General features: G+C 61.0%; 16 protein-coding genes and 1 pseudogene. 7 read left to right on the top strand and 10 right to left on the bottom strand.

Features of this window, described 5'->3' with window-relative positions; translation table 11 throughout:
* The first annotated feature begins 225 nt into the window (after positions 1–225).
* The 3 genes from C8N34_RS24280 (at position 226) to C8N34_RS24270 (ending at position 3,454) form a co-directional block, all read left to right on the top strand.
* Positions 226–906 carry a haloacid dehalogenase type II gene (locus C8N34_RS24280; protein ID WP_108130852.1) on the top strand — a complete coding sequence of 227 codons (681 nt, stop codon included), beginning with the start codon at positions 226–228 and terminating at the stop codon, positions 904–906.
* 253 nt (positions 907–1,159) lie between these two features.
* A complete protein-coding gene (locus C8N34_RS27240) occupies positions 1,160–1,450 on the top strand; it encodes a glutathione S-transferase family protein (RefSeq protein ID WP_338419728.1) in 291 nt (96 codons plus the stop codon).
* A 216-nt stretch (positions 1,451–1,666) separates the two neighbouring features.
* A complete protein-coding gene (locus C8N34_RS24270; RefSeq protein ID WP_108130851.1) occupies positions 1,667–3,454 on the top strand; it encodes an NACHT domain-containing protein in 1,788 nt (595 codons plus the stop codon).
* Between the two features lie 95 nt (positions 3,455–3,549).
* Here the strand turns inward: C8N34_RS24270 and C8N34_RS24265 are convergent.
* Positions 3,550–4,161: pseudogene (locus C8N34_RS24265) on the bottom strand (plasmid pRiA4b ORF-3 family protein).
* Positions 4,162–4,193: 32 nt separating this feature from the next.
* Positions 4,194–5,387 (bottom strand): endonuclease/exonuclease/phosphatase family protein, encoded by a 1,194-nt coding sequence (locus C8N34_RS24260; protein WP_158640780.1) that lies wholly within the window; start codon positions 5,385–5,387, stop codon positions 4,194–4,196.
* Between the two features lie 266 nt (positions 5,388–5,653).
* Here C8N34_RS24260 and C8N34_RS24255 point away from each other — a divergent pair, with 266 nt between their 5' ends.
* A complete protein-coding gene (locus C8N34_RS24255) occupies positions 5,654–7,042 on the top strand; it encodes an SNIPE associated domain-containing protein (RefSeq protein WP_108130849.1) in 1,389 nt (462 codons plus the stop codon).
* A 48-nt stretch (positions 7,043–7,090) separates the two neighbouring features.
* Here the strand turns inward: C8N34_RS24255 and C8N34_RS24250 are convergent, their stop codons facing one another.
* The 3 genes from C8N34_RS24250 to C8N34_RS24240 form a co-directional block, all read right to left on the bottom strand.
* On the bottom strand, positions 7,091–8,014 hold the full coding sequence (locus C8N34_RS24250) for a DUF2493 domain-containing protein (RefSeq protein WP_108130848.1): 924 nt from the start codon (positions 8,012–8,014) through the stop codon (positions 7,091–7,093).
* Positions 8,015–8,301: 287 nt separating this feature from the next.
* Positions 8,302–9,366 carry a DUF7146 domain-containing protein gene (locus C8N34_RS24245; protein WP_108130847.1) on the bottom strand — a complete coding sequence of 355 codons (1,065 nt, stop codon included), beginning with the start codon at positions 9,364–9,366 and terminating at the stop codon, positions 8,302–8,304.
* The gene (locus C8N34_RS24240; RefSeq protein ID WP_108130846.1) at positions 9,366–13,685 is read right to left on the bottom strand and encodes a strawberry notch-like NTP hydrolase domain-containing protein; all 4,320 of its coding nucleotides are present in this window, start codon (positions 13,683–13,685) and stop codon (positions 9,366–9,368) included. The genes C8N34_RS24245 and C8N34_RS24240 overlap by 1 nt, the downstream gene beginning before the upstream one ends.
* Before the next feature lie 431 nt (positions 13,686–14,116).
* Between C8N34_RS24240 and C8N34_RS24235 the strand changes: the two genes are divergently transcribed.
* Positions 14,117–15,457, top strand: a complete 1,341-nt coding sequence (locus tag C8N34_RS24235; protein ID WP_108130845.1) for a DUF4365 domain-containing protein — start codon at positions 14,117–14,119, stop codon at positions 15,455–15,457.
* On the top strand, positions 15,457–16,899 hold the full coding sequence (locus tag C8N34_RS24230) for an argonaute/piwi family protein (RefSeq protein ID WP_108130844.1): 1,443 nt from the start codon (positions 15,457–15,459) through the stop codon (positions 16,897–16,899). The genes C8N34_RS24235 and C8N34_RS24230 overlap by 1 nt, the downstream gene beginning before the upstream one ends.
* A gap of 722 nt (positions 16,900–17,621) precedes the next feature.
* Here the strand turns inward: C8N34_RS24230 and C8N34_RS24225 are convergent.
* Together C8N34_RS24225 and C8N34_RS24220 are read right to left on the bottom strand one after the other, a co-directional pair.
* Positions 17,622–17,945, bottom strand: a complete 324-nt coding sequence (locus C8N34_RS24225) for a DUF736 domain-containing protein (RefSeq protein ID WP_108130843.1) — start codon at positions 17,943–17,945, stop codon at positions 17,622–17,624.
* Between the two features lie 813 nt (positions 17,946–18,758).
* On the bottom strand, positions 18,759–19,181 hold the full coding sequence (locus C8N34_RS24220) for an antirestriction protein (RefSeq protein ID WP_108130842.1): 423 nt from the start codon (positions 19,179–19,181) through the stop codon (positions 18,759–18,761).
* A gap of 166 nt (positions 19,182–19,347) precedes the next feature.
* Between C8N34_RS24220 and C8N34_RS24215 the strand changes: the two genes are divergently transcribed.
* Complete coding sequence (locus C8N34_RS24215) at positions 19,348–19,638, top strand: hypothetical protein (protein ID WP_108130841.1); 291 nt, start codon at positions 19,348–19,350, stop codon at positions 19,636–19,638.
* 45 nt (positions 19,639–19,683) lie between these two features.
* Here the strand turns inward: C8N34_RS24215 and C8N34_RS24210 are convergent, their stop codons facing one another.
* From C8N34_RS24210 to C8N34_RS24200, 3 genes are all read right to left on the bottom strand, one after another.
* A complete protein-coding gene (locus tag C8N34_RS24210; protein WP_108130840.1) occupies positions 19,684–20,328 on the bottom strand; it encodes an antitoxin of toxin-antitoxin stability system in 645 nt (214 codons plus the stop codon).
* A gap of 65 nt (positions 20,329–20,393) precedes the next feature.
* The gene (locus C8N34_RS24205) at positions 20,394–20,957 is read right to left on the bottom strand and encodes a hypothetical protein (RefSeq protein ID WP_108130839.1); all 564 of its coding nucleotides are present in this window, start codon (positions 20,955–20,957) and stop codon (positions 20,394–20,396) included.
* A 125-nt stretch (positions 20,958–21,082) separates the two neighbouring features.
* Positions 21,083–21,961: a DUF7007 domain-containing protein gene (locus C8N34_RS24200; protein ID WP_108130838.1), complete on the bottom strand. Its 879-nt coding sequence runs from the start codon at positions 21,959–21,961 to the stop codon at positions 21,083–21,085.
* Positions 21,962–22,267 lie beyond the last annotated feature (306 nt).

The raw sequence follows: 22,267 nt of genomic DNA, 5'->3' as shown, positions 1-22,267 counted from the left end.
CCGTTTGCGCGACGACAGACACCGCTCGGGGCGAAAAACGCTTGCCCAGCGAGCAAAATCAGGCGATCTTGAAGTCAAGCGGCAGGCCACTTGGGAAATGTCGGATGATGCAGCGAGCTTGTGCTATAATTCTTGGGCAATTATCGTGTGGTCTGGCTTTTAAGTTCCCGGGCCACATGCCTCATGTTCTCAAAAAAATAAACTTAACACGATGGATTACAAATAATGCCCCTCAAAGCAATCGCTTTTGACGCCTATGGGACCCTATTCGATGTTTATTCGGTTAGCTCCATGGCCGAGGAGCTGTTTCCCGGAAAAGGCGCGCAACTGGCTGCTCTCTGGCGTGACAAACAAATCGAATACACCCGCTTGCGCACCCTTTGCCACCAATACGCGGACTTCTGGCAGGTGACAGGCGACGCGCTGGATTATTCTTTTACGGCACTGGGCCTAGATCTGGCGCCTAGCTCACGAAACCGCCTGATGGGGCAATACGCCGAGCTTTCGGCCTTTTCCGAGAACGCCGGACAATTAAAGCGTCTCAAGGATGCTGGGATCGCCCTGTCGATCTTGTCAAACGGAACGCCCTGGATGCTCGATCAAGCGCTGAAAGCCTCCGGGCTTGACGAATATTTCGAGCATGTTCTGAGCGTCGACGCCGTCAAACGATTTAAGACAGCGCCGGAAGCCTACCAAATGGGACCGGATACCTTTGGCTGTGACGCGACCGATATCCTATTCGTTTCCTCGAACTGCTGGGACATTTGCGGGGCAACTTGGTTCGGTTACCGCACCATCTGGCTCAATCGATACGGGCTTCCATTGGAACGCCTTGGTGTCAAGCCGCACCAAATTGGGGCGTCGTTGAAAGATGTTGCGGACTATGCCATGGAATTGAACAACTGACATTCCAATTCCAATTCCAAATCAGACACAACTCCCGACAGTGCCATAGATGATATTTCGGCGCTGACCTCCAAAATTTCTGTCTGACTATGAGTTGAATGCTCGAAAAGGAATATAAATTTGCTGATCCAACGTCCGAAGTGATCTTCCACGCCTACCCGCAATCCCCTGTGGCGGAGAAAGTTAGGGTCGTGTTTGCATCAAAGGACTTGAATGGCGCAGCGTGGAAATTCCGCGCCTGCCACCCAAACCAATGCTGACCGCCCTTACCGGTGGGTATCGATGCACACCGGTTATGCAAATTGGTGCGGACATTTACTGTGATAGCCAGTGTATTATCGGCGAACTTGAACGGCGCCACCCTTCCCCCACCCTAATGCCCACGTCCGAGCAGGGTTTGATGTGGTGCCTCGGCAGATGGACGGACAGGACCTTGTTTGACCAGACAGTGCGACACGTTCTGGGAGCCGCTGGCTATAGTCAGGATAAGGACTTTGCTGCGGATCGCGGGCGCCTTTATCTTGGCGAAGACTGGCTCAAATAGTTCGGACCACTTCTTGGCCCCCATCCCCGGCACTTCCGGAAGGCCCTCCCGCAGACCCTTCGCCAGACACCCGAGTGTCGCGTATCCGGCCCGTTGCAGCATGGCGCCGGCGTTCCCGAAGTTCGATTTCCCTATCCCGCAGACAGGGTTTTCCGGTTGACACAAGCAGATTGCCGCCAACGAGATGCAGCACGGTAAAACCACAAGGCTCCGCAAGTGCGCAAAGGAAAACACAGACACGAGATCGGCCGGGCGGCCGGGCACGATTTCGCTTCAATTGTTGAAGACCTGCTGGCTGCCATCTTGCCCAACATCACCCAATCGAAACACCTGCTGCAACTCGATCGGGAAGGCATCGACGTCTACCAGTTTGAAAGTGAAAATTTCCAAGTCAGTTTGGCAGTGCAATGCAAGGGCTTTGAGCGCGAGTGGCACTCCAGTCGCTTGAAGGATGTCGACAAAGAGATCAAAAAATTCATCAAGAAAGCCAAACCGGTCAACGAGTATTGGCTCGTTCTCAACCGGAGCATCCTCGACGCCGAAGACCGCAAGACCATCGAGGATGCCTTGGCAACGGTGGTTGCCGCCGGAATAGCAAAATCCACGAAGCTGCTCGACCTCGACAAGTTCATAAAGGAAATCGGTAACCTCGCCGACGAGAAGTTCGGTCATCTGTCGAAGCAATCGCGTCAAACCTTGGCGTCAGCGTACCGAGAGAGAATGGCCGCGATCGACTACCTTCCGTCCGTGCCCTTCCTGGAAGATCGAGAGGCAAGAAGCGATGTGACATCTCACATCGTTGGAACACTCGAAGCCTACGTGAAGCGTTCGGACGCTGGCCATTCAGGCCGGTACCGAAAACCTCCAAGGTATTTGGTGACCGGGAGCTTTGGTTTTGGCAAGACACTTGGACTGCACGCTCTGGGTGATCTGTGGGCGCAAAAAGACCAGGCCGTGTACTTTTTCCCGGCAGCGAACATCAGTGACCGCGCGTTTGTAAATTCTGCCGGCCTCTTGGCAGATGTCATGACTCAGATTGTCGACGACGATCTGGCGTCGAACCAACTGGCCCTGTCGATCCTTCAGGACTCCTGCAAGCATGCCTTTAGAACGAGCTACCCCCTGCTTCTGATCGATGCGATCGACGAAAGCCGCTTCTGGCACAATCCACAAAGACTGGCCATGCTCTGGGGATCGATCGGGGAACTAGGAATACCTGCCGTGGTAACCGTCCGGGACGAGCTCTATGAGTCTCGTCCGCTTGAGTTCGATCCTGATGGAACGTTCTTTACGCGCTTGAGGCTGACCGACTGGGATCATCCCCTCATGACCCAGTTCCTTGACCAGTTCGCGGCCGAAAGGGGGGCAATCCCTCCAGAGACGTTTCGCAGGTTCCGGGATGTTGTCGCTACCGGTCAATATGAAGAGCATTACGGCGATATCCCACGCCGTCCGCTTTTCTTGGGTATGCTTGCCGAGGATGCATGGCAAGGCGAAGCACCAGAGCGGGAGTTGCACCGTCTCTACGGGAAGTACTTCCGCGCCAAGCTCCAGCGCGATTGGACCAGTTCGACTGCGACAGGTCGCCTTGTCCGTGGAGAAGTGCTCGCCGAGAGATATGGCACAGAGGAGGCAGCCGAAGTCCTGATCCGCATGATGCAGGAACTCGCATGCAAACTGCACCTTCGGCCGCTCGAGACTACGGCGCCGGATGGGCTGACCTTTACAGAAGAACTCTTGAGAGCGTGCGCATCTACAGCGCTCGGACCATCGGACAGAATTGAGGACGTGCTTCTCATATCCCTGGTGCAACCCTCCGGTCGCGATCCCATCACGAGGCAACGCACTTATCGTTTTGCTCACAAGTCGTTTTACGACTGGTTCTTGGCCCGTGCGCTTGTCGCGGGCAAGTTGACAGCCGTAGGCGATCAGCTTTCACCGACCGCAAGGACTTTCTTTGAGCAGATGGAAGCAGGCATTCAGCGTGGCGAGAGCCTACCCTGACATAACAATGCCCCCGTTATACGAGGCGCTGAACTGTATCGTACGAAACGCAGAACCCGACTGTATCGTGTAGGAACAGGGATTCCCTGGTCAGATCAGGGAACCACCTTGAGCTTAGGCTGATGCAGGGCACGTCGTAGGTTTGGCTTCAGTGCCCTTGCCACATCCGCTTTGACGATCGCCAGGTCGAACCAGTTCGCATTGAACTGCCCTCCGCACCAACGCTTTGTTGAGGCATGCTCTGGCGACCTCGGGTCCGCCATGATGGCTAGGAAGTCCGCGTACCCGGGCGGCCCACCAACATCTTCCGGAGGAGTTGCTCCCGCGCCGCCAATGCAATCAGCGGCCTTCTACGCCGGGTCGATGGCCAGGTACTTTTCGATCTTGACAGTGTGTCGCCAGTCATCTCCGAAATCGTACGCATAGATGAAACTTGCCCCACGCCCAACAAAGTCCCTCAACGTGACAGCCCGGTGCTCGAACACCTGCGGAGACTCAGGCGACGCATACTCTTCAAGCACCGCCTTGTTGCCAAATCGCAGCCCTCCCATCTGAAACTCGTAGTTGTGACGGTTCTGCCAGTTGAACGCTGCCTGGATGACCAGATGTAACTGTTCGAGGTTCCAGGTGATCGGAACAACAACCCGTCGCCAGACCTTCGGCTTGACGTCGTCGAGCGAGATATGAAGTTGGATTTCTGTTGGCAACAAGGGGATGTTCTCCGCCCCATCTCTGGGGGTCAAGGGGTTGGAAAGAGTTCGACGTCGGCGAACGGGAAACCGTGGTCGAAGCCGAGTTCGGGGGTGTCAGTTCGGGCGTCGCGAGGGTGCTCCGTCAAAGGGTCACGTGGTGGCCGCTCCGCTTCCTCGCGAAGCTTTGCCTGGATGGCCGCCGGGTCGAAAGGCTCCACCGGTGGAAGTGCGGCCCCTACAACAATAGGTGCGAGATGCGCATTGCGCGTGCCCGAGGCCAGGACGCGAGCCCGTTGCCGACCTTCGACAGGTGCAAAGTCTGCTGACATCAGGATATGGTCAATCACTGATGCCTTCCCACCAAAAACATGGGTGTGTCCCTGTCCGGGCGGCGGCGGCGCAATCTCGAAGGCGGACAGCATCATGTCTCTGGTTCGGAAACGCCAAGTGGAGCGGCTTACGGCCGTCTGCCCACCTGACAAGTAGGGCTTTCCGCCACAAATCATCTGCGTCGTGACAGAGCCAAGGTCATCATTCAGATCCCCAAGAACAACGACAGGCCGACGTTTGCCCCCCACCCAACTTTCGCGCTCCGCGACGACTTGTGCTCTGAGCGCGGCGGCCTCACAAGCCCGAACGATCAAGGACCGCATTGCCCCGAGCGCTTGAATCACAGGGTCGTCCAGATCTTCTCCCGGCAAGAACTTCGGTCGCTTGGACTTCAGATGCGCGACGAGAACGACCAAGCCGGGCAAGCCATCGACTGCAACTTCGGCACGGAGAAGGGGCCGCTCGAATGCGGTGATACCGAGGAGGTGCAGTTCCGACATGGCGCTGTGGCGACCAACCGGGACCACAGGCGCAGCCTCCGGCCGAAAGTCTGTGATCATCGACGGCTGCCCCACCAACGGGAAACGGGATGCAATGCCGACGTGGGGCCCATCGGAGACGAGTTGACCGGCTGGGCCGAGGGGATCTGGGACTGGCTGAGCGAAGGGTGCATGGACCTCCATGTCGCCCATTTCCGGACTCCGGCCGCACGCGTCTCGAAGGGCCGCTTCAGAAAACACTTCTTGAAACCCCACGATGTCGGGAGCCAGTGCTGTGAGTTCCGTCGCAATGGCTCCAGTCTTTGCAGCGTACTCCTCGGCTGTTAGCGGCCTTGCATCGAGACGCCCGATGAAGCCGAGACCTGCAGAATTGAGGTTAAGCGCGTTGAAGGTTGAGATTCGGAAAGACATTGCACTGGCCTCCTCTAAGACACCCCTCGAGTTTACATCGTGTGGCCGATACTTGGATGTGAATGTTGTCGTGACCGCTGGCGATTTGGCGAAATCCGGACGACCGGTCTCCATTTCGCCGGTCTTGGGCGGAAACACACTCTCTGACTCGGCTCCGTTCCGAGCTCATTGACCTTGAAAACCCGAGAGGCCGCAACGACTGCTTGAGTGATTGACGCGCCCAAGCCATCGTCGCGCTGCATTGAAACGTCTCGAGCGGAGTCGCCATGGATCCAATTGTCATTGTCGCAATCATCTGGTTCGTTGCGGCCCCGCTGTTCCTTATCCTCTGGTTGCTCGCAAAACGACGGCTGAAATACAGGATCGCCGAGGCCGCACGCGAGACGGAGGTGCATCGAGAGGCCATTGCCAGCGTCGAACGCGCGCATGACGCGACGAAGGTGAAGTATGGCGGAATCATCTCCCAAGAGGCAGAAGTCGCACGCCTCGAACAGGAGGCCGCCCGGTTGAGGTCGGATATCGAAACTGTCCGATCCACCTATGCCGAGAAACGCGTCCTCCTCGATCAACTCGAACAGCAGGTCGCGATCTACGACGAGCGCCTCGCGTTTGCGGAACTCGGGGTCTATGAGCCCCATTTCGATTTCACCGACAGCGAGGCCTACAAGACCAAGATCGTCGAAGTCCGGGACCGGCAGAAAGCCATGATCTCCGCGAAGCAGGCGGCACTTTGCCCAACGGACTGGTCCGTGGAGGGCAGCAAGGCCAAAGGTGCTACCATGATCAACCGGCAGACCCGGCTGACCATGCGCGCGTTCAACAATGAATGCGAAGCCGCCATCGCCAATGTTCGGTGGAACAATGCCGTCGCAATGGAGAAACGGGTTTTGTCGGCCGCGGCAGCCATCAACAGGGAGAACACCTCTCTCAACCTGACGCTGAACGACCGCTACGTAGCGCTCAAGATCGAGGAACTGCGCCTGACCCACGAGTACCGCGAGCAGTTGAAGCAAGAGAAGGAGGAGCGCGCGGAACTGGCTCGGGCCGAGAGGGAAGAGAAGAGACTTCTCGCCGAAGCGGAAGCCGCCGAACGGGAGGAAGCGAAGTATCAGGCGATGCTCGAGAAGGCGCGCAAGGAGGCAGACAGCGAAGGTAATCGCCGCCGCATCGAGGAACTCGAGGCAGCTCTTGCGGCAGCCCACGCCGCGAGCGAGCGGGCGCGTGCCATGGCCGAGATGACCCGTTCCGGCTATGTCTACATCATCTCGAATGTGGGTTCTTTCGGCGAGGACGTCGTAAAGATCGGGCTCACGCGACGGCTCGATCCCGATGACCGCATCCGCGAACTCGGTGATGCAAGCGTACCCTTCGGCTTCGACATTCACGCGATGATCTACAGCGATGCCGCACCTACCCTTGAAGGCGCACTGCACAAGGAGTTCGCCGAGCGCCGGATCAACATGTCGAACTTCCGGAAGGAGTTTTTCCGGGTGTCGCTCGACGAGGTCGAAGCCGCAGTTGCGCGCCTGGCGCCAGAAGCCGGGTTCTTCAAGGACCGAGAGGCACAGGAGTGGCACGAAACTCTCGCCCGACGAAACGCTATCTTGCTGGATATGCAGTCCGCGGCGGCGAAGTCGCTTCCGGCAACCATCTGAAGAGTTTGCGGACTGCAGTGGTGCGCTTCGAAGATGGAAGTCGGGGGCTCACGCCCCCGCCGCCATGCGGTAGACCGGGATGCCCATCTTGCGGGCTTTGTCCGCCAGGTTGTCCTGGATACCGGTGCCCGGGAATACCACGACGCCGATCGGCATGCAGTCCAGCATCTGGTCGTTTCGCTTGAAGGGTGCGGCTTTGGCATGTTTGGTCCAGTCCGGCTTGAAGGCGACCTGCGGCACCTTGCGGTTGGAGGCCCAGGTGGCCGCGATGCGCTCGGCGCCCTTGGGCGATCCGCCATGCAACAGTACCATGTCGGGGTGTTTGGCGTGGATCTGATCGAGACGGTCCCAGATCAGCCGGTGATCCATGGTGTCCCCGCCCGAGAAGGCAACCTTGGGTCCCGGAGGCACCAGGCTCTCGGTCTCCGCGCGTTTCTTGGCGGCGATGAAGTCGCGGCTGTCGATCATCGCAGCGGTCAGGTGGCGATGGCTGGTGCGCGAGCCCGAACGCGGTGACCAGTGCGTGCCGGTGGCCTTGAGGAAGAGGTCGGCAGCGGTTTCGCGGAAGAGTTCCATGCTCTCACGCCGGTCGATCAGGCTCTGGCCGAGGTCGATGAGGGTTTCAAGCTGGACGGATTTCACCTCGGAACCGTCCTGTTCGCGCTGAAGGCGTTTCTGCGCTTGCTCGTTGTCGTCGAGCTTGGTCTCGATCCGCTCTGCGGCGCGGTGAAAGGTGTTGACGGTCGACCATAGGATCTCGTCGAGGTCGAAATCGAGGCTGGTGTCGGCCATGGTGGAAATCAGGGCGTCGAAGATGTCGGCGACGGCTGTCTGGATGACGTGGTCCTCGGGCGTGATCCGGGGATCGGCCTCGTCAGGAGCGGGACGGTAGCCATAGAGCTGAAGATCTTGGATCATGGTGTCGGTAGGCGAGGAGGTGTGATCGGGTTCGAAGTCGTCATGGGCGTACATGGGATGCTCCATCGTCTGGACCGCGACCGTCGCGGCCTACATGGCGACGAAAAGCCGACAAGCGGTCCGGTCTGGCAGCCCGAGCCTAGTGCGAGGGCCTCGATGGCCAAGCCCGGCTATTTTGCCTCGCGATGCAAAGGCGGCTCTGCCGCCGGCGGAAAATAGTCGGGCGCCGCCATTGCCTGACCGGACCGCTTGTGGGCCGCTCGCCCTCTAGAAGGCCGAGGCGCGGTCCCGCTGATGGTACTGCAGCCTAGTATGCCCGTGATGAGGTCGGACCTGCGGGATCACCCGGTTCGACAGGTCAGATGATCCTGCGCCAGGAAGCGACTGACGTCCTCCGGCGCGAGTTGCACCCGGATATGCGCCCGAAGTGCATCCGGACCGCGGGTGACAAGATCGTCGTTGAAATCCCCCAACATGGGCGAAAGCGTGATCGCCTCGATCCCGGCATCAAAGGCCCGGGCGACCAGGCTATCCCTGGCACCGTCCCCCGCCGGATCGTTGTCGCGGACGATATAGAGCCTGCGCAGATCTGCCGGAAAGACAAGGGCTGTGAGATGTCCGGCCGACAGTGCTGCAACCATCGGCATTTTGGGCAGGGCCTGTCGGAGGGAGAGAACGGTCTCGATGCCCTCCCCCGCTGCCATGACCTCCTTGGTCACACCGAACCGGACCGCGTGGCCGAGCAAACCCCCCATCGCCTTCCGCTGTGTGTCGACAGGCGCCTTTGAGCCGCCATCACGCGCAATCCAAGTGCGGTGCACCCCGGTGACCTTGCCTGCGAGGTCGGTGACGGCAGCGATCATCGCGGGCCAGGTCTTGGTCTGATCCTCGCCCTGCCCCCGATAGTAGCAATTGGGGAGGTACTTCAGGGCGTCGGTATCGCGGAGATTGGTGATGCCTCGGCCCCGCAAATAGGTTGCCGCCAGCGAGCGTTTGAGCGGACTGGACATGCTGAGGAGCCGCCGTGCCGCTTCGGACGAACCAGAGGGTGCGGGAGGCTGTTTCGGGGTCGGCGTGTTCGGCACCGATTCCAGCTGCGGCAGGCTGATGAAGCGCCGGGCTTCCTCGAGGACGTCGGCAAAGGTGCTGAGCCCGAGGCTTTCGCGAATAACATCGAGGAGGTCACCATGAGTTCCCTCGGACGGATCCTGCCATTTGCCAGCGGCGCCTTTGCCCGAAGTGGGACCGGTCAGGCGCACGAACATCGAGCGCCCTGCCGTATTGCGGACATCGCCAACCTGCCAGTAATTGCCCTGTCTGTGCCCGTTGGAAAGATAGGTTCGGCAGACAGCCTCGGCCTGTTGGCCAAGGCGCTGCGCCAAATCTGCGGCATCAATACGGGACATCAGGCAACCTCACGCTCAGAAATGCGCGAGATAGGCCAGAGGTTGAAGAGCTTGGCAAGCACTCCCGCGCCGTCATCTCCAACCGGCACGAAGAAGCGCAGTTTCCACGAGATGATCTCGCTGAAGAGGCCGTAAGCCCGCAGCCGGTCGCGCATGCCTTCGGTGAATCCGGTCAACTCGATCCTATTCACCCCCATGACGCGCGACCGGCGGAGTTGTAGACCCTCAGCCAGATCAAGGATGGTCTTGCCCTCGATCAGCGCGGAATAAGCCTGTTCGGCGGAAAGGCTCGGCACCCCTGCGCCGGTGGCCGTGGCGGCCCACGCGAGCGAAACCCTGCGGCCGATGATCCGCTCGCCGTCATCGGTCTGCAGCCGATAGACCCTGGTTTCGTCCTGGGGCAGGCGTTTCCACACGGGCAGCAGGAGACCTGAGACCACATGCAGCGTGCTGTCGGTGAACTCGGGCACCTCCGCCACCTCGGCATTCCACGCGGCAACGAAGGTGGGGCGATCGGTCTCGACCCATTGCGTGCCGCCCATCAGGCGGATGGCGATGTTCTGGCTTTCCGTGGGGCGGATCAGCCGTACGCGTCGTTCGATCTCGCCATCGTCCAGCATCAGGCTGGTGGTCGGCACCTGCACTGCCGCCCGGCCTGAACGGGTGTTGATCATCAGGACGGCACGCGGGTCGTCGAGTTCGGCGAGAGCCTCGTCCAGCAGGCGCGGCTTGTTACGACGGCGTTCCGTGATGGAGAGAAGTCGGGTCTCTGCGCCGGTGGTTGGATGGGTGTAGATCACGTGACGGTCAGTGACGATGAAGCTTTCCGCGCGCAGGGTTTCCAACCCGAGATCATAGGTGCCGGATGCCATCGCCCCGTCGACCCGCGCCTCGAGAAGCTGTTCGAAGGCCGTGAAGAGGATGCCCTGCATCTCGATGGTCAGGGCCAGGAGGCGGTTCAGTAAGGTCGTGATCGGCGGCAGATCATCCTTGATGCCATTGGTGTCCATCAGCTTCAGGCCGGTTGCTGCTTCGAAGCGCTGCAACGAGCAGCCTTCGATCTTGCCGCGCACGATCAGAAGGTAGAGCTGGCGCAGGGCATCGCGGGCATAGAGGCTTTCGAGATTGTCCTCCGGCCGAAACAGCCCCTGCCCTCCCGTCTGGCGCTGCCCGCGGGTGATGGCACCGAGTGTGTCAAGGCGCCGGGCGATAGTGCTCAGGAAGCGCTTCTCCGCCTTCACGTCGGTCGAGATCGGCCGGAACAATGGCGGCTGCGCTTGGTTGGTGCGGTTGGTGCGGCCAAGGCCCTGGATGGCGGCATCGGCCTTCCAGCCGGGCTCCAGCAGATAGTGGACCCTGAGCCTTTGGTTTTTGGCCGACAGCTCAGCGTGATAGCTGCGCCCGGTTCCCCCGGCATCGGAGAAGATCAGCACGCGCTTTTGGTCATCCATGAAGGCGGAAGTTTCGGCCAGGTTGGCCGAAGGCGCGCGGGTCTCGACCGCCAGCCGCGCCGCCGGTCCTTCGCCCTTGCGGATGATGCGGCGCGACCGACCGGTGACCTCTGCGACCACTTCCGTCCCGAAATGCTGGATCACCTGATCAAGCGCGCCCGGAACGGGAGGCAGCGATCCAAGCTGTTCCAGCATCTCATCGCGCCGGGCGACCGCTTCGCGGCATTCGACCGGCTGGCCGTCGCGGAAGACCGGGCGCGACGACAGGTTGCCCTCTCCGTCGGTGAAGGGCTCGTAGAGTTGCACCGGGAAGGAATGTTGAAGGTACGAACCTACGTACTCCCTCGGCGTGACATCCACCGTCAGGTCATTCCATTCCTCGGTCGGGATTTCGGCCAAGCGCCGTTCCATCAATGCCTCGCCGGTCGAGACGATCTGGATCACGGCGGCATGGCCCGCCGCCAGATCGGCCGTGACGGACCGGATCAGCGTCGGAGTTTTCATCGAGGTCAGCAGGTGGCCGAAGAAGCGCTGCTTCGTGGATTCAAAGGCCGAGCGCGCGGCAGATTTGGCCTGCCGGTTCAGGGTTCCGTCCGACCCCGTGATGTTGGCCGCCTCCATCGCCGCATCGAGGTTGTTGTGGATGACGGCGAAAGCGCCCGCGTAAGCATCATAGATGCGGCGCTGCTCCTCGGTCAGCTGATGCTCTACCAACTCGTATTCGACGCCGTCGTAGGACAATGACCGCGCGGTATAGAGGCCGAGGGCGCGAAGATCGCGGGCCAGCACTTCCATGGCCGCCACGCCACCGGCCTCGATCGCCTCGACGAATTCAGCACGTGTCGCGAAGGGGAAATCCTCCCCGCCCCAGAGGCCGAGCCGCTGCGCATAGGCGAGGTTGTGGACCGTCGTCGCCCCGGTTGCAGAGACATAGACCACGCGGGCATCGGGCAGTGTATGCTGCAGGCGCAGGCCCGCCCTACCCTGCTGCGAGGCTTCGACATCGCCGCGCTCGCCCTTGCCGCCGCCCGCATTCTGCATGGCGTGGCTTTCATCGAAGATGATGACCCCGTCGAAATCGCGGCCGAGCCAGTCCACGATCTGGCGGACGCGCGAAACCTTCTCGCCGCGATCATCCGATCGCAGCGTCGCATAGGTGGTGAAAAGGATGCCCTCAGACAGGGTGATCGGCTTGCCTTGGGCAAAGCGTGACAGCGGCGTGACCAAGAGCCTTTCCTGGCCAAGTGCAGACCAGTCGCGCTGCGCGTCCTCGATCAGCTTGTCGGATTTCGAAATCCAGACCGCCTTGCGCCGCCCGCGCAGCCAGTTGTCGAGGATAATCCCGGCGGATTGGCGGCCCTTGCCCGCGCCGGTGCCATCGCCCAGCATGAAGCCGCGGCGAAAGCGGACCGCGCCCGAGGCGCCTTCGGCCGCAGCGCCGACGGTGTCGAAAGTCTCGTCCACGGTCCAGCTTCCGGTGAGATGGTCGGAATGGGCCTCACCGGCATAGATCACCGTCTCCAGTTGGGCGTCAGACAGGTGCTGGCGGATGTCGGCAGGCAGCAAAGGTCGATAGGTCGGGCGCGGTGGCGCGACCGAGGCCATAGCGGCGGATTGCACCAGCTTGGTCGGATGCGGCACAGCGCCGGGAATCCGGATCGATTGCAGGCCGTATTCTTCGTAAATCGCATCCGACAGGCGGGCGGCGTCGGGCGGTATCGCGTCGACGGTCTCATAGGCCAGTTCGACGGCGGCAGGCGTGGTGATCGTTTTGCGCGTCGCGATGGTTGCATTGGACCGGGCGAGATAGCCCCGAACAGACCGCGCCGCCGCGGGCTGGGTAGGCGATGGCGGATTGGGCAATTCCACCGGCATCCGCGGCGGCACATGGTCGGCGATCCAGCCGAGCAGGGTTGTGACGTCCGGTGCCATGCCCGGAGAGATGGGGAATCGTGCGGGATCTTCGGCCGGGATTTTGTCGATCACCGTCAACCGCGTCGGAAACGTTGTCCCATGCCGTGCATAGACCGAGCCGTCGATCGCCGCCGAAAAGACGACGGTCCCACTTTCCTGCAGCCGGACGAAAGCTTCCCGCCAAGCGGGCATGTCGGGGCCGAAACCCGCACCGGTGATCGTGACCAGCCGCCCGCCCGGGGCGAGGCGCGCCAAAGCTGAGGCGATGTGGCGCAGGACAGCGTCCTGAACTTTGCCGGTGACATTCACCATTGCGGAAAAAGGCGGGTTCATCAGGACGACTGAGGGCAACGCAGCGGGATCGAGATGGTCGTGGATCTGCGCCGCGTCGAAGCGGGTGACGGAAAGGGCCGGGAAGAGGGAAGAAAGAAGCTCGGCCCGGGTGTCGGCCAACTCGTTGAGGATCAGGCTGCCGCCGGAAGTTTCGGCGAGGATGGCCAGGAGGCCGGTGCCTGCCGAAGGCTCCAGCACAACGTCGTCGGATTTGATCGCCGCGGCCGTCAATGCAGCGAAGCCGAGCAGGATCGGTGTGGAGAACTGCTGCAGCGTCTGGCTTTCCTCGGAGCGACGGGTGTGGCTTGGAAGAAGGCCTGTGATCTTCGAAAGCGCTGCCAGCCGTGCCTCGGGCTTATCGGCCTGGCGAAAGATGGCCCGACCGTACTTCCGCAAGAAGAGGACCGTCGCGGCCTCACAGGCCTCATATCCTGCCTTCCAGTCCCAGAGGCCGGAGGCGTCGGAAGCGCCGAAGGCGGTTTCCATCGCCGAGCGCAGTGTCGCACTGTCAACGCGCTGCCCGCGTTCGAGCAAGGGAAGTAGCGTGTCAGCCGCGGTCAGGATGGCAGAAGCCGGGGCGACCGGCGCTTGCGCCAAGGTCGCCGGGGAAAGGTCGTTCATTGGGAAATCCTCAAGAGAGCGGGGAAGGGTCAGGCCCGATCAGCGCTCTCTCTTACCCACCGGACCTGACCCGTCCCGGCACCCCTCTCCCTCTTCGCACCTGGGATCGTCGCCCGCATGGGTGGAGACTGCCTCGGCTGGCTCCAGTCCGGAGGACCAGAGCGCGGTCCCGGCGGAACGCCGGGAGGTGCAAATGCTGGTTCCCGTCACAAGACCAAGCACCTCCCAAGCCCGCAGAGATTTTGTCATGGGGTTTTGTCCTTGCTAAGCCCTTGATGCGGCACTGGGTCGGTCGACCTGGACAGAAACGACCGTTCTTGGCGGTACGGGTGCGCAGGCTGACGACTCTACCATTAATCGATCTTCTTTTGTTCTTTCCTACCAAATCTGCTATCAGTTTGCTTCCCTCATAGATTCACCGAGAGCCTTCGATGAAAACCGTGACCGATAACCAGATGACCGGGGAGCGTGGCGAGACGCTCATCAAGGCCGAGTTCCTAAAAATCGGCCTTGTCTATCACTCTTTTGGAAGGCTGGAGTCAGGAACGGATGGGATGGTCGAACTCCGAGACCCTGGTACCGGCGCGACATCTTCGCGCTTTGTAGCCGTCCAAGCCAAGACGCGCTTGAGGGGCCGTTACACGGCCGAAACCGAAGCATCTTTTCAGTATAGGCTCGACGAGAAGGACCTGCATGGTTGGGCACAGGCCAACTTGCCAGTCATCATAGTCTTGTACCGGATCGAAGATGGCTCGAACTATTGGAAGTCGATCAAGGATCACGCGCGGGATGACCCTCGCCTTCTAATTTTCGACAAGAAGCTGGATGTCCTCAGTAGCGCGGCAGTCGATACCATCGCTAGCCTGATGATAGATAAGGCCACTCCCGGTGTTTGGGTTCCGCCCTTAAACGGCGGTGAGGACGCGATTCTGAACATGTTCAGAGTCAAACTGCCCCAGGAGATATTTGTGGCGGTCCCCACCTACCCGAACGGCCGCCAGGCAGCCGCCGTCATGGTGGAAAAGGACGATGCTCGCTTCGATTGGTCAATGCGGGGTAATCGCTTCATCTCACTTCACGATCCCCGAGGTCAGAGTACCGAAGCCATTGTTGACCCAGAGACAGTTGAGGCGATTGAAATCGAATTGATCGCGGAGAGTACCGACGATGATGACTACAACGATATGGCGCATCTTCTACGTAAGTGTCTCGAGCGTCAATTTTCCGAGCAACTCATGTTTGGCAAACATAAGGACACAAATTTGCTCGCTTTTCGGCCTGTGAATATCTGTCAACCGTTAGACTATGCTTATCGATCGGCGGCAAACGCGACAAAGGCGCGCGTTGTGGCCGTAAAAATGCGAACGGACGAGCCGGATCGTGTTTCCTACGTTCGACACCATGCATTTCACCCAAAATTTGATCGTATAGGGCGTGATTGGTATTTGCTCGTCGAGCCCACCTATTTCTTCACCTACGACGGATTCCGTTGGCATCAACGCCCGGAAGCACTTTTGACCGGGAAGAAGAGGCTGGAAACCAACGCGGCAGTATGGGGCCAAATTCTGATGTGGCAGCACCTTCTATGCCAATCGACCGAACCGAAGGTGTTGGATTTGTTCTCGGATACTGCGCGTTCCGAACAAGGCCCGTTGATATTCGAACGGGCCCCCGTGGTGCGCTTGCCTGTCGCGACACCTGAAGCAGCCTGGAAACGAACAGACCCGACCGCTGCTCTGTTCGAAGACCCTGACCAAGGGGGAATGTTCTGATGACGTTCACGGCAATAGTCTTCGATGAACCTGACCTGCAATTTGGCAACGGTCAAAAGCACATCGACCCGCGCCAAGGCCTTCGAGAATTCGGCCCACTTCAGGCACACGCTGGTGCGGTGGTCACAGTTGGTGTGCTGGGATCGTCTGAGACTTGTGAGGCATTCGCAAACTATATAGTCGAGGCGCAGAAGGGGGTTGAGGGCAATCACAAGGGGCTACCAAATCTGAATCCAGATTTCCCTGGTCTGGGAAACGCCAATCCATTCGCCTGTCGCTTTGTCGTGCCGGACACAGGCCGGAGAACATTATCGAACCGGCAACTCAGGTCGGTGAAAACTGCCGCATCCGTGAAAGAAGCAGTTCATATTCTTCTTGATCAAGTTGAATCCGAGATCAGGGTGATGCTTGAAGGAAGTGCGAGGCCCGATGTGGTGGTTTTCGCGATGCCCGTGGATCTCATCGAGCGCGTTGTGATGGGGCGCACCGAAACAGGAGAGCCTGATGACGACGGTGGCCCGGATACCTTGAACTTTCGGGACATGTTAAAGGCTCGTATGATGGATTTGGGGATCGCAACCCAGATCGTATGGCCTGATGTCTATGACGAACGCGCGAAGATTCCGATGAAGGTGAAGAAGCAGAACGATCGGCGCATCCAAACGCCCGCAACGCGAACGTGGAACCTTCTGAACAGCCTCTTCTACAAATCCGGGAAGGTTCCATGGCGACTGTTCGAGCCGCGCGACTATACCACCAATTTCTTGGGCATTGGTTTTCATCGCAGCTTGGACGGGCAGCAGCTTTGGACCAGTACAGCACAGATGTTTGACGAAACGGGGAGGGGCCTAATTTTGCGAGGAGCCCGCGCTCAAACAGAAACGCGGGGACGCCATCCTTACCTTACCCATGAAGACATCAAAGCTTTGGTTTTGGGCTCACTGCGGTCCTACCGGGAATATCACAAGGCGCTTCCGGCGCGGCTAGTGGTGCTGAAGACCTCACGCTTCCGCGCTGAGGAAGCTTCAGGCATTCTAGCTGCCCTTGAAGAGCTCGATGTCGAAATGTGCGATATGGTTTGGGTGCAGGAAACTACGCCGATATCGCTGCTGCGGAATGGCAACTACCCGGTCCTCCGGGGCACATTTGTCGATCTGAACGGCAAGGGCCTTCTCTACACACGCGGTAGCGTACCGTACTATGGTACTTATCCAGGCATGCGTATTCCGCGCCCACTTTTGCTGTGCCCGCATGAAGAAACAGATCGAAGCATTCGTCAGATTGCTGAGGAAATACTAGCACTTACCAAAGTGAACTGGAGCTCGACCCAATTTGACCAGAAGTTACCTGCACCCATTCGCGCATCCCGTGAAGTAGGTAAAGTCTTGAAGCATGTGCCTTATGGTCAGCCGGTAAGAGCAGACTTTCGGCTTTACACCTAGTCCGCGGCATCTTGCCATTTCGACGACAGCGACTTTGGCGGCGCGGGAGGGCGACGACTGGAAATCGTTTGGTCAATCGGGCGAAGCTGGTCCTGTAGCTCCTGACGAACGTGCGCTGCTTTTACATGCCCGCGCACACCCCGCAGCTTGCGGGCCATCCAGGCAAGCAGGTGACCAAGCAAACGGGCAGCATGATCGCCAGCCTGTCGGCCTGGCCGCATCTCTGCCCGTTTGCGCGGGGCCATCGCCACGATGGACCACCGTTTGCCGGACAAGCGCAGCGCGGCACACACGATCCGGCAGACAGTCCCGCTCTCGGGACAGGCGGAACCGGATCGCCCGCTGACACGGGCGCCCTCACGGAGCCGCCCCGCTCTCGGGGCCAGTTCCAACGTGGGCGTCCGGGACAGCGGGGCGCGATCCAAGCCGCGCAAGGCTTGGCCAGAATGGATTCGGGAAGGCGGGACGCGCTTCCTGATCCGTCGCAGTAGGCGAAGGACTTGGGACGCTGTCGGCGAGGGGCCATGCCCCCAAGGAGACCGCACGCAAATCTCGGAAGCGCCGCAGGCGGTGGAGAGTTTGCGTAAGTGCACCCTTAGGGGCGCGGCATTTCCGTTTCGGACGAAGTGGTGCCAGATACCGCGTGGCCAAGTGGAAGAGCCGGGTTCACCTACGAAATGCCTTCGGCCCCGGTCATTCGACCGGGGCCTTTGTTGTGGCGATCAGTCGCCACGGCGAGTGTTGGGGCGGGACCAGATGAGGCTGTAGCCCTCGCCGTCTTCGTCATCGAAGAGGTTGGCGTAGATCGGGGCGGCGAAGCTCGGATCGTCCAGCTTCAGGCCCAGGTATTCGCGGCCCTCGTTCGATTTCTTCGTCCAGGCGGCGCCGATCTCGGCGCGGCCGACCAGGACCCGGTGGGAGGGGGCGTTTTCGCCCGAGGCCCGCAGGTCGGGGACGAGGCGCACACCCTTGGCCTGCAGGCTGAGGGTAAAGATTTCGCCGGTGTATTCGGTGCCGGTCTTCTTGAAGGTGCCGATGGTCGCCATGTTCTTTCTCCGTTTTGCTCTGTTTCGGGCCCGCGTCCTTGCGGCCTCGATGGCGATCGACAGCCCGGAGGCGACCGCTGGCGCACCCCCGCATCCCGGGGTCCCCTGCACGCTCGCGTGCTGGGGTGGGTCGGGGGCTGGACAGCACAGGAGGAACTTTCTTGCCTCGCGAGGAATGACGGTGCCCGCACCGGCAGGGGAAGAAAGTTGTGACGACGCTGTTGCGCCGAAGCGGTCGAAGCGAAGACGTCCTTCGGGCAGATCAGCCCATCACCAGAGGCCGTTGGACGCGGGCTGGGACAGACAATCCACGGAGATCAAGGCGGCTCTGAAGGCCCGGAAGGTATGACAGGTCAGGCACCACCGGCGATGAAACCACCTCTGGCGGCCACAGGCCAGCTTGCGCCTCCCCCCTGCCCTGTTGCCTCGCGGCTTCCCCCACTCCACCGGGTGCAGGTCTGGCAGCGTGATGGCAGCAAAAGGACGATGTTCGAACGATGGCAGTCACTGGGCAAAGATGCTGGTCGATGCAAGCTGAGACTCCCCTTCAACCGGAGCAACTCGATGATGATCTGACGGTGAGGTCTTTGCTCTCACGCCCCGCCCCAATTCCTGCCGCCACAATGATCGCCTGGCAAATGCACTTCGAAACCCTGGGCCGTCCAGCCGTGGCAATCCGCATGCCGCTGTGGGCGACCCATGGCGAATGCCGCCTGCGCCGAAATACGACGGCCAAATGCAAACACCCCCCGACGAAACCGCCGGAGGGTGCCAAAGGGTCAGGAATTGTCAGTCGGCTTGTGTGGCGCCGCGTCAGTCAATCGCCTTGAAGATCTCGCCCGCCTCGGGGTGGTCACCTGCGAACTCGTAAAGCCGCATATAGGCATCGGCCAGCTGGTCGGCCTCATGTCGGAACGAGAGATGGGACAGCGCGAACAGGGTGGCGATGATCCCGGCGGCCTCGGCCGAGACCTCGCCCATGTAGCCGTTGGTCTCGCAGGCGATGCGGAACCGCTTGTTGCTATCGGGCGACAGGAAGAGTGGCTGGCTGCCCCGCTCGTGGAAATGCCAGAGCCCACCGGTGTAGTCGTCGGGGGCCAGCCAAGACATGAACTGATAGACGGTGCGCTCGCCGATCAGCATTAGGGCGGGGCTGAAGAGCGAGGGCAAGAACGCCATCCGGCGCGCCTCGGGCACGAGGGTCACGGGTTTCAGGGTGGTTGCAGCTTGGGTCATCGGAAATCCTCCGGATCAAGGGTGAATGGCGCGCCCCGGCGGCTCTCTCGATCCGCCTGAACACGCCCGAATTCCGACCCAACTCTCCCTCTCCGGCGGCCGCGGAGTTGAATTTGTTCTCTATATGTTCTATATTGTGAGAGACGACCCGCATGGGAGACTCCTCATGGCCGCTGCCGCCTTTGCCCTGCCCGCCACCGAACGTCAGATCGCCTATGCGCGGTCACTGGCGCTCAAGAACCAGAACCTGCTGCCCTGGGAAGTCCAACAGGACCGCCGCTCCCTCAGCGCCTGGATCGAGGCGCAGGCGAAGCTGAAACCTGCTGAGACCAGCCATCCGACTTCCAAGCAGGTCGCCTTTGCCGAACGATTGGCGCGAATCAAACGTCGCGCCGTGCCGGACGAATGCTTTCGGGACCGGCAGTTGCTGTCGCGCTGGATCGACAGCAACCGGTGAGGCATGACCGGGCTCCGGGATGGGCACCGCAGTGTTTCCGGACGGCTATCCGAACCGCCGTCCTTCCTCGGTGAAGGTATAGCCATTGACCATCAGCGTCTCATCCACAGCTTCATCCGAGGTCAGGTGGTCGTATTCCTGTTCCAGATGCCGGTAGAGCCAGTTGGCGAGATCGCGAAGCGCTTCGGCGACCACGGCCTCAGCATCGCCAATGACCTCGGCCGCAGCCGAGCTTTCCCGTGTGACGGAGACGGCCATGGTGAAGGCATGATAATAAGAACCGCGATGTGAAACTTCGGCGCGCAGCTGGTAGAAATTCCGCCGCTGCGCCGCCTGCAAGGTCTCGGCAATGCGATGCAGGGTTGGATCCTGCGGCGCATAGGCGCGCAGATCGGCAGCGGCGGATTTCCGGTAGGAGTACGTGCCCTCCCAACAAGCTCCATCGCCTTGCGACCAGAACCCGCTGAACCAGATGCAGGGATCCTCCCGCGTGCGGCCGCCGACAAGACGGGAAACCCTTGTCTTGATGCGGATGCCAAGGATGTCCGCGATGCGCTGGAAATCCTCGAAGACGGTGTCATACCAGTCATGGTCGAAGCCGCCTTCCCGATACCAGGCGCGGGCCCTGTACTTGGCACCTTCGGGGAGTTCATCAAGGCGATAGACGGTCGTGGCGATCACTTGGGGCATGAGTGGTTCCCTCATTTGCATGGCCCGGACATTTGCCGGGGGTAGGTTTCCGGAAAGGGCGAAGATCAGGCCACCAAGGCGAGATCGACTGCGGCCGCCGCAAGGTCGCGCCAGAACGGGTCGACCAGACGGCCTTCCAGCGCTTGGGCGCGGGTGAGTAGCGCAGCGGCAGATGCGGCTTCGTCGGCGTCTGTTGCCGCGCGCGCCTTAGCCCGAAACCCGCAGGCCTCATTCACCACGCGCCGCGCTTCGGCATCACTGTTGACCGGGGTGCACCATTGAACGCCGCCCATCTGCGCCTCCCCCGCCAGCACGAGGCAGTGCTCGGCATCGAGGATGGTGAGGAACTGTGGCACCAAGCGCAGGGCTGCATCGCGCCCCGCGTCGACATGACCGGAAGCGACGCCGTTGCGGACCAGGGCCATGGCGGCCGCGAGGTCACCACAGGTGCCGAGGTCGACCTCGCGGTTGATGCACAGCTGATCGAGAGCCGGATCGTCCCAATGCGCGAGGCAGCTGCAGCTGACCCGCAGGGGCAAGCGGTCCGAGAGGCGCAGACGGGCAAGGACCCCGCCGATCAAGTTGTCGCCGGGGCCACAGAACGCGGTTTGGGAGATGGGTGCAGTCATCGCGATCACTCCGCGACGGGCGGCAGGAGACGCTCTCCCACCCTGAAACCCGTCACGGAATCCCCCGCCCGTCTCTTCCTCTGGCGGGTGCCCGACCGCCAGGATCGGCACCGGCCATCAGGGGTTCATCCCCCTGCCCTGCCCCGCCAGCCGATGAAACTCGACGGGCCGTCATAAACGGCATGGCGCGCTTCATTGATGACGAAGCCGAAGGCGCCGACCTTGTACTCCCCGGAAGGGACAAGGAAGCGACGCTCCTCGGATTTCGGATCACGCGGCCCGCCCCGCGTGGCGATCACCTCGGTGAAGCCGCGATGCTTGTCGGAATAGATCGCCGAGATCACGACCCAATCGCTCGCATGGTCGCGGGCAAAGGCTTCGCCGTCGCGCGTGTGGGACTCACCGGGCTTGAGCGCCCGGCCATGGATCGCCTCCCAGGCATCCGGCCAGCTGTGGCGCAGCGTCTCTTCCGCCTGCCGGCGTTCCAGACCCGTGAAGAGATTCGGCCAGGCCGTCGCGACAGCGGCCCAGGCGGCATCCTCCTCGTACCAACCTCCAGCCGCGCGCAGGCGGGGATGGACTTCGGCATTGCGGTCCGCCGTCAGGTGGAACCCGCCATGGCCGGAGGTCGAGTGGAACACCACGCCCTCGCCGTAGCGGACCGCGCCCTGCGATGGTCCCCAAGGCGTGCTGGCATGGGCGCGGAATTCCTGCCTGCCGAGGGCGACCTTCGCGGCCTGATGCTCGGCCTGTTCCTGAACGATGGCATGGAACGCAACCTCGTCAGCGACATCGCCGCCATGGCCGTAGAAGTCGGACCGCTTCCAGTCCGACAGGGGCTTGGAGAGGCGCCAGCTGCTGCCGAGGAAATGCCGGCCATCAGCCTTGGGGATCATGGCATAGGCGGCATCGCCGATCCGGGCGACCGTCAGGCCATCGGAACTGCGGCCAAATTCCGGGAGGGGGACGGAGGCGGGTTTGCAGGAAGGAACGGCGGTGTTCATCCGACCAGCGCCTCCACCGCGTCGATGTCTTCGCCGTTCAGCGCCGCAGTCAGCCATTCATGGGTGCTGATCCAGCCAATGCTCTTGCGGTCGCCAAGGTCAATGACATGCGCGCCGCCGCCGAACGCTTCCAGCCGGGGCCGGGAACAGGTGTGGGCATATTATGCCGGGATCAGGATTATGCCGCATGGCCAGTGCCCACGCTTTAGAGCGTTGGCCTTGGCCATGCGGTCATTCGGCATATTCAGAGCGACTCGAGGAAGGCCAGCAGCTGATCGTCTGGTCGGTATCGGCTGGATTTGACCC

The organism is Gemmobacter caeni, from assembly GCF_003054195.1.
Taxonomy (GTDB): domain Bacteria; phylum Pseudomonadota; class Alphaproteobacteria; order Rhodobacterales; family Rhodobacteraceae; genus Gemmobacter; species Gemmobacter caeni.
The sequence above is the reverse complement of the archived record's forward strand: the minus strand, read 5'-3'. Positions and strand labels throughout refer to the sequence as shown.

What these genes read in the sequence shown, in the direction of transcription:
- C8N34_RS24225 (WP_108130843.1), bottom strand. Translation starts at nt 17,945, where the DNA reads ATGGCGACCATCGGCACCTTCAAGAAGACCGGCACCGAATACACCGGC.
- C8N34_RS24210 (WP_108130840.1), bottom strand. Translation starts at nt 20,328, where the DNA reads ATGCCCCAAGTGATCGCCACGACCGTCTATCGCCTTGATGAACTCCCC.
- C8N34_RS24245 (WP_108130847.1), bottom strand. Translation starts at nt 9,366, where the DNA reads ATGTCCCGTATTGATGCCGCAGATTTGGCGCAGCGCCTTGGCCAACAG.
- C8N34_RS24200 (WP_108130838.1), bottom strand. Translation starts at nt 21,961, where the DNA reads ATGAACACCGCCGTTCCTTCCTGCAAACCCGCCTCCGTCCCCCTCCCG.
- C8N34_RS24255 (WP_108130849.1), top strand. Translation starts at nt 5,654, where the DNA reads ATGGATCCAATTGTCATTGTCGCAATCATCTGGTTCGTTGCGGCCCCG.
- C8N34_RS24235 (WP_108130845.1), top strand. Translation starts at nt 14,117, where the DNA reads ATGAAAACCGTGACCGATAACCAGATGACCGGGGAGCGTGGCGAGACG.
- C8N34_RS24215 (WP_108130841.1), top strand. Translation starts at nt 19,348, where the DNA reads ATGGCCGCTGCCGCCTTTGCCCTGCCCGCCACCGAACGTCAGATCGCC.
- C8N34_RS24205 (WP_108130839.1), bottom strand. Translation starts at nt 20,957, where the DNA reads ATGACTGCACCCATCTCCCAAACCGCGTTCTGTGGCCCCGGCGACAAC.
- C8N34_RS24260 (WP_158640780.1), bottom strand. Translation starts at nt 5,387, where the DNA reads ATGTCTTTCCGAATCTCAACCTTCAACGCGCTTAACCTCAATTCTGCA.
- C8N34_RS24240 (WP_108130846.1), bottom strand. Translation starts at nt 13,685, where the DNA reads ATGAACGACCTTTCCCCGGCGACCTTGGCGCAAGCGCCGGTCGCCCCG.
- C8N34_RS24280 (WP_108130852.1), top strand. Translation starts at nt 226, where the DNA reads ATGCCCCTCAAAGCAATCGCTTTTGACGCCTATGGGACCCTATTCGAT.
- C8N34_RS27240 (WP_338419728.1), top strand. Translation starts at nt 1,160, where the DNA reads ATGCTGACCGCCCTTACCGGTGGGTATCGATGCACACCGGTTATGCAA.
- C8N34_RS24230 (WP_108130844.1), top strand. Translation starts at nt 15,457, where the DNA reads ATGACGTTCACGGCAATAGTCTTCGATGAACCTGACCTGCAATTTGGC.
- C8N34_RS24220 (WP_108130842.1), bottom strand. Translation starts at nt 19,181, where the DNA reads ATGACCCAAGCTGCAACCACCCTGAAACCCGTGACCCTCGTGCCCGAG.
- C8N34_RS24250 (WP_108130848.1), bottom strand. Translation starts at nt 8,014, where the DNA reads ATGTACGCCCATGACGACTTCGAACCCGATCACACCTCCTCGCCTACC.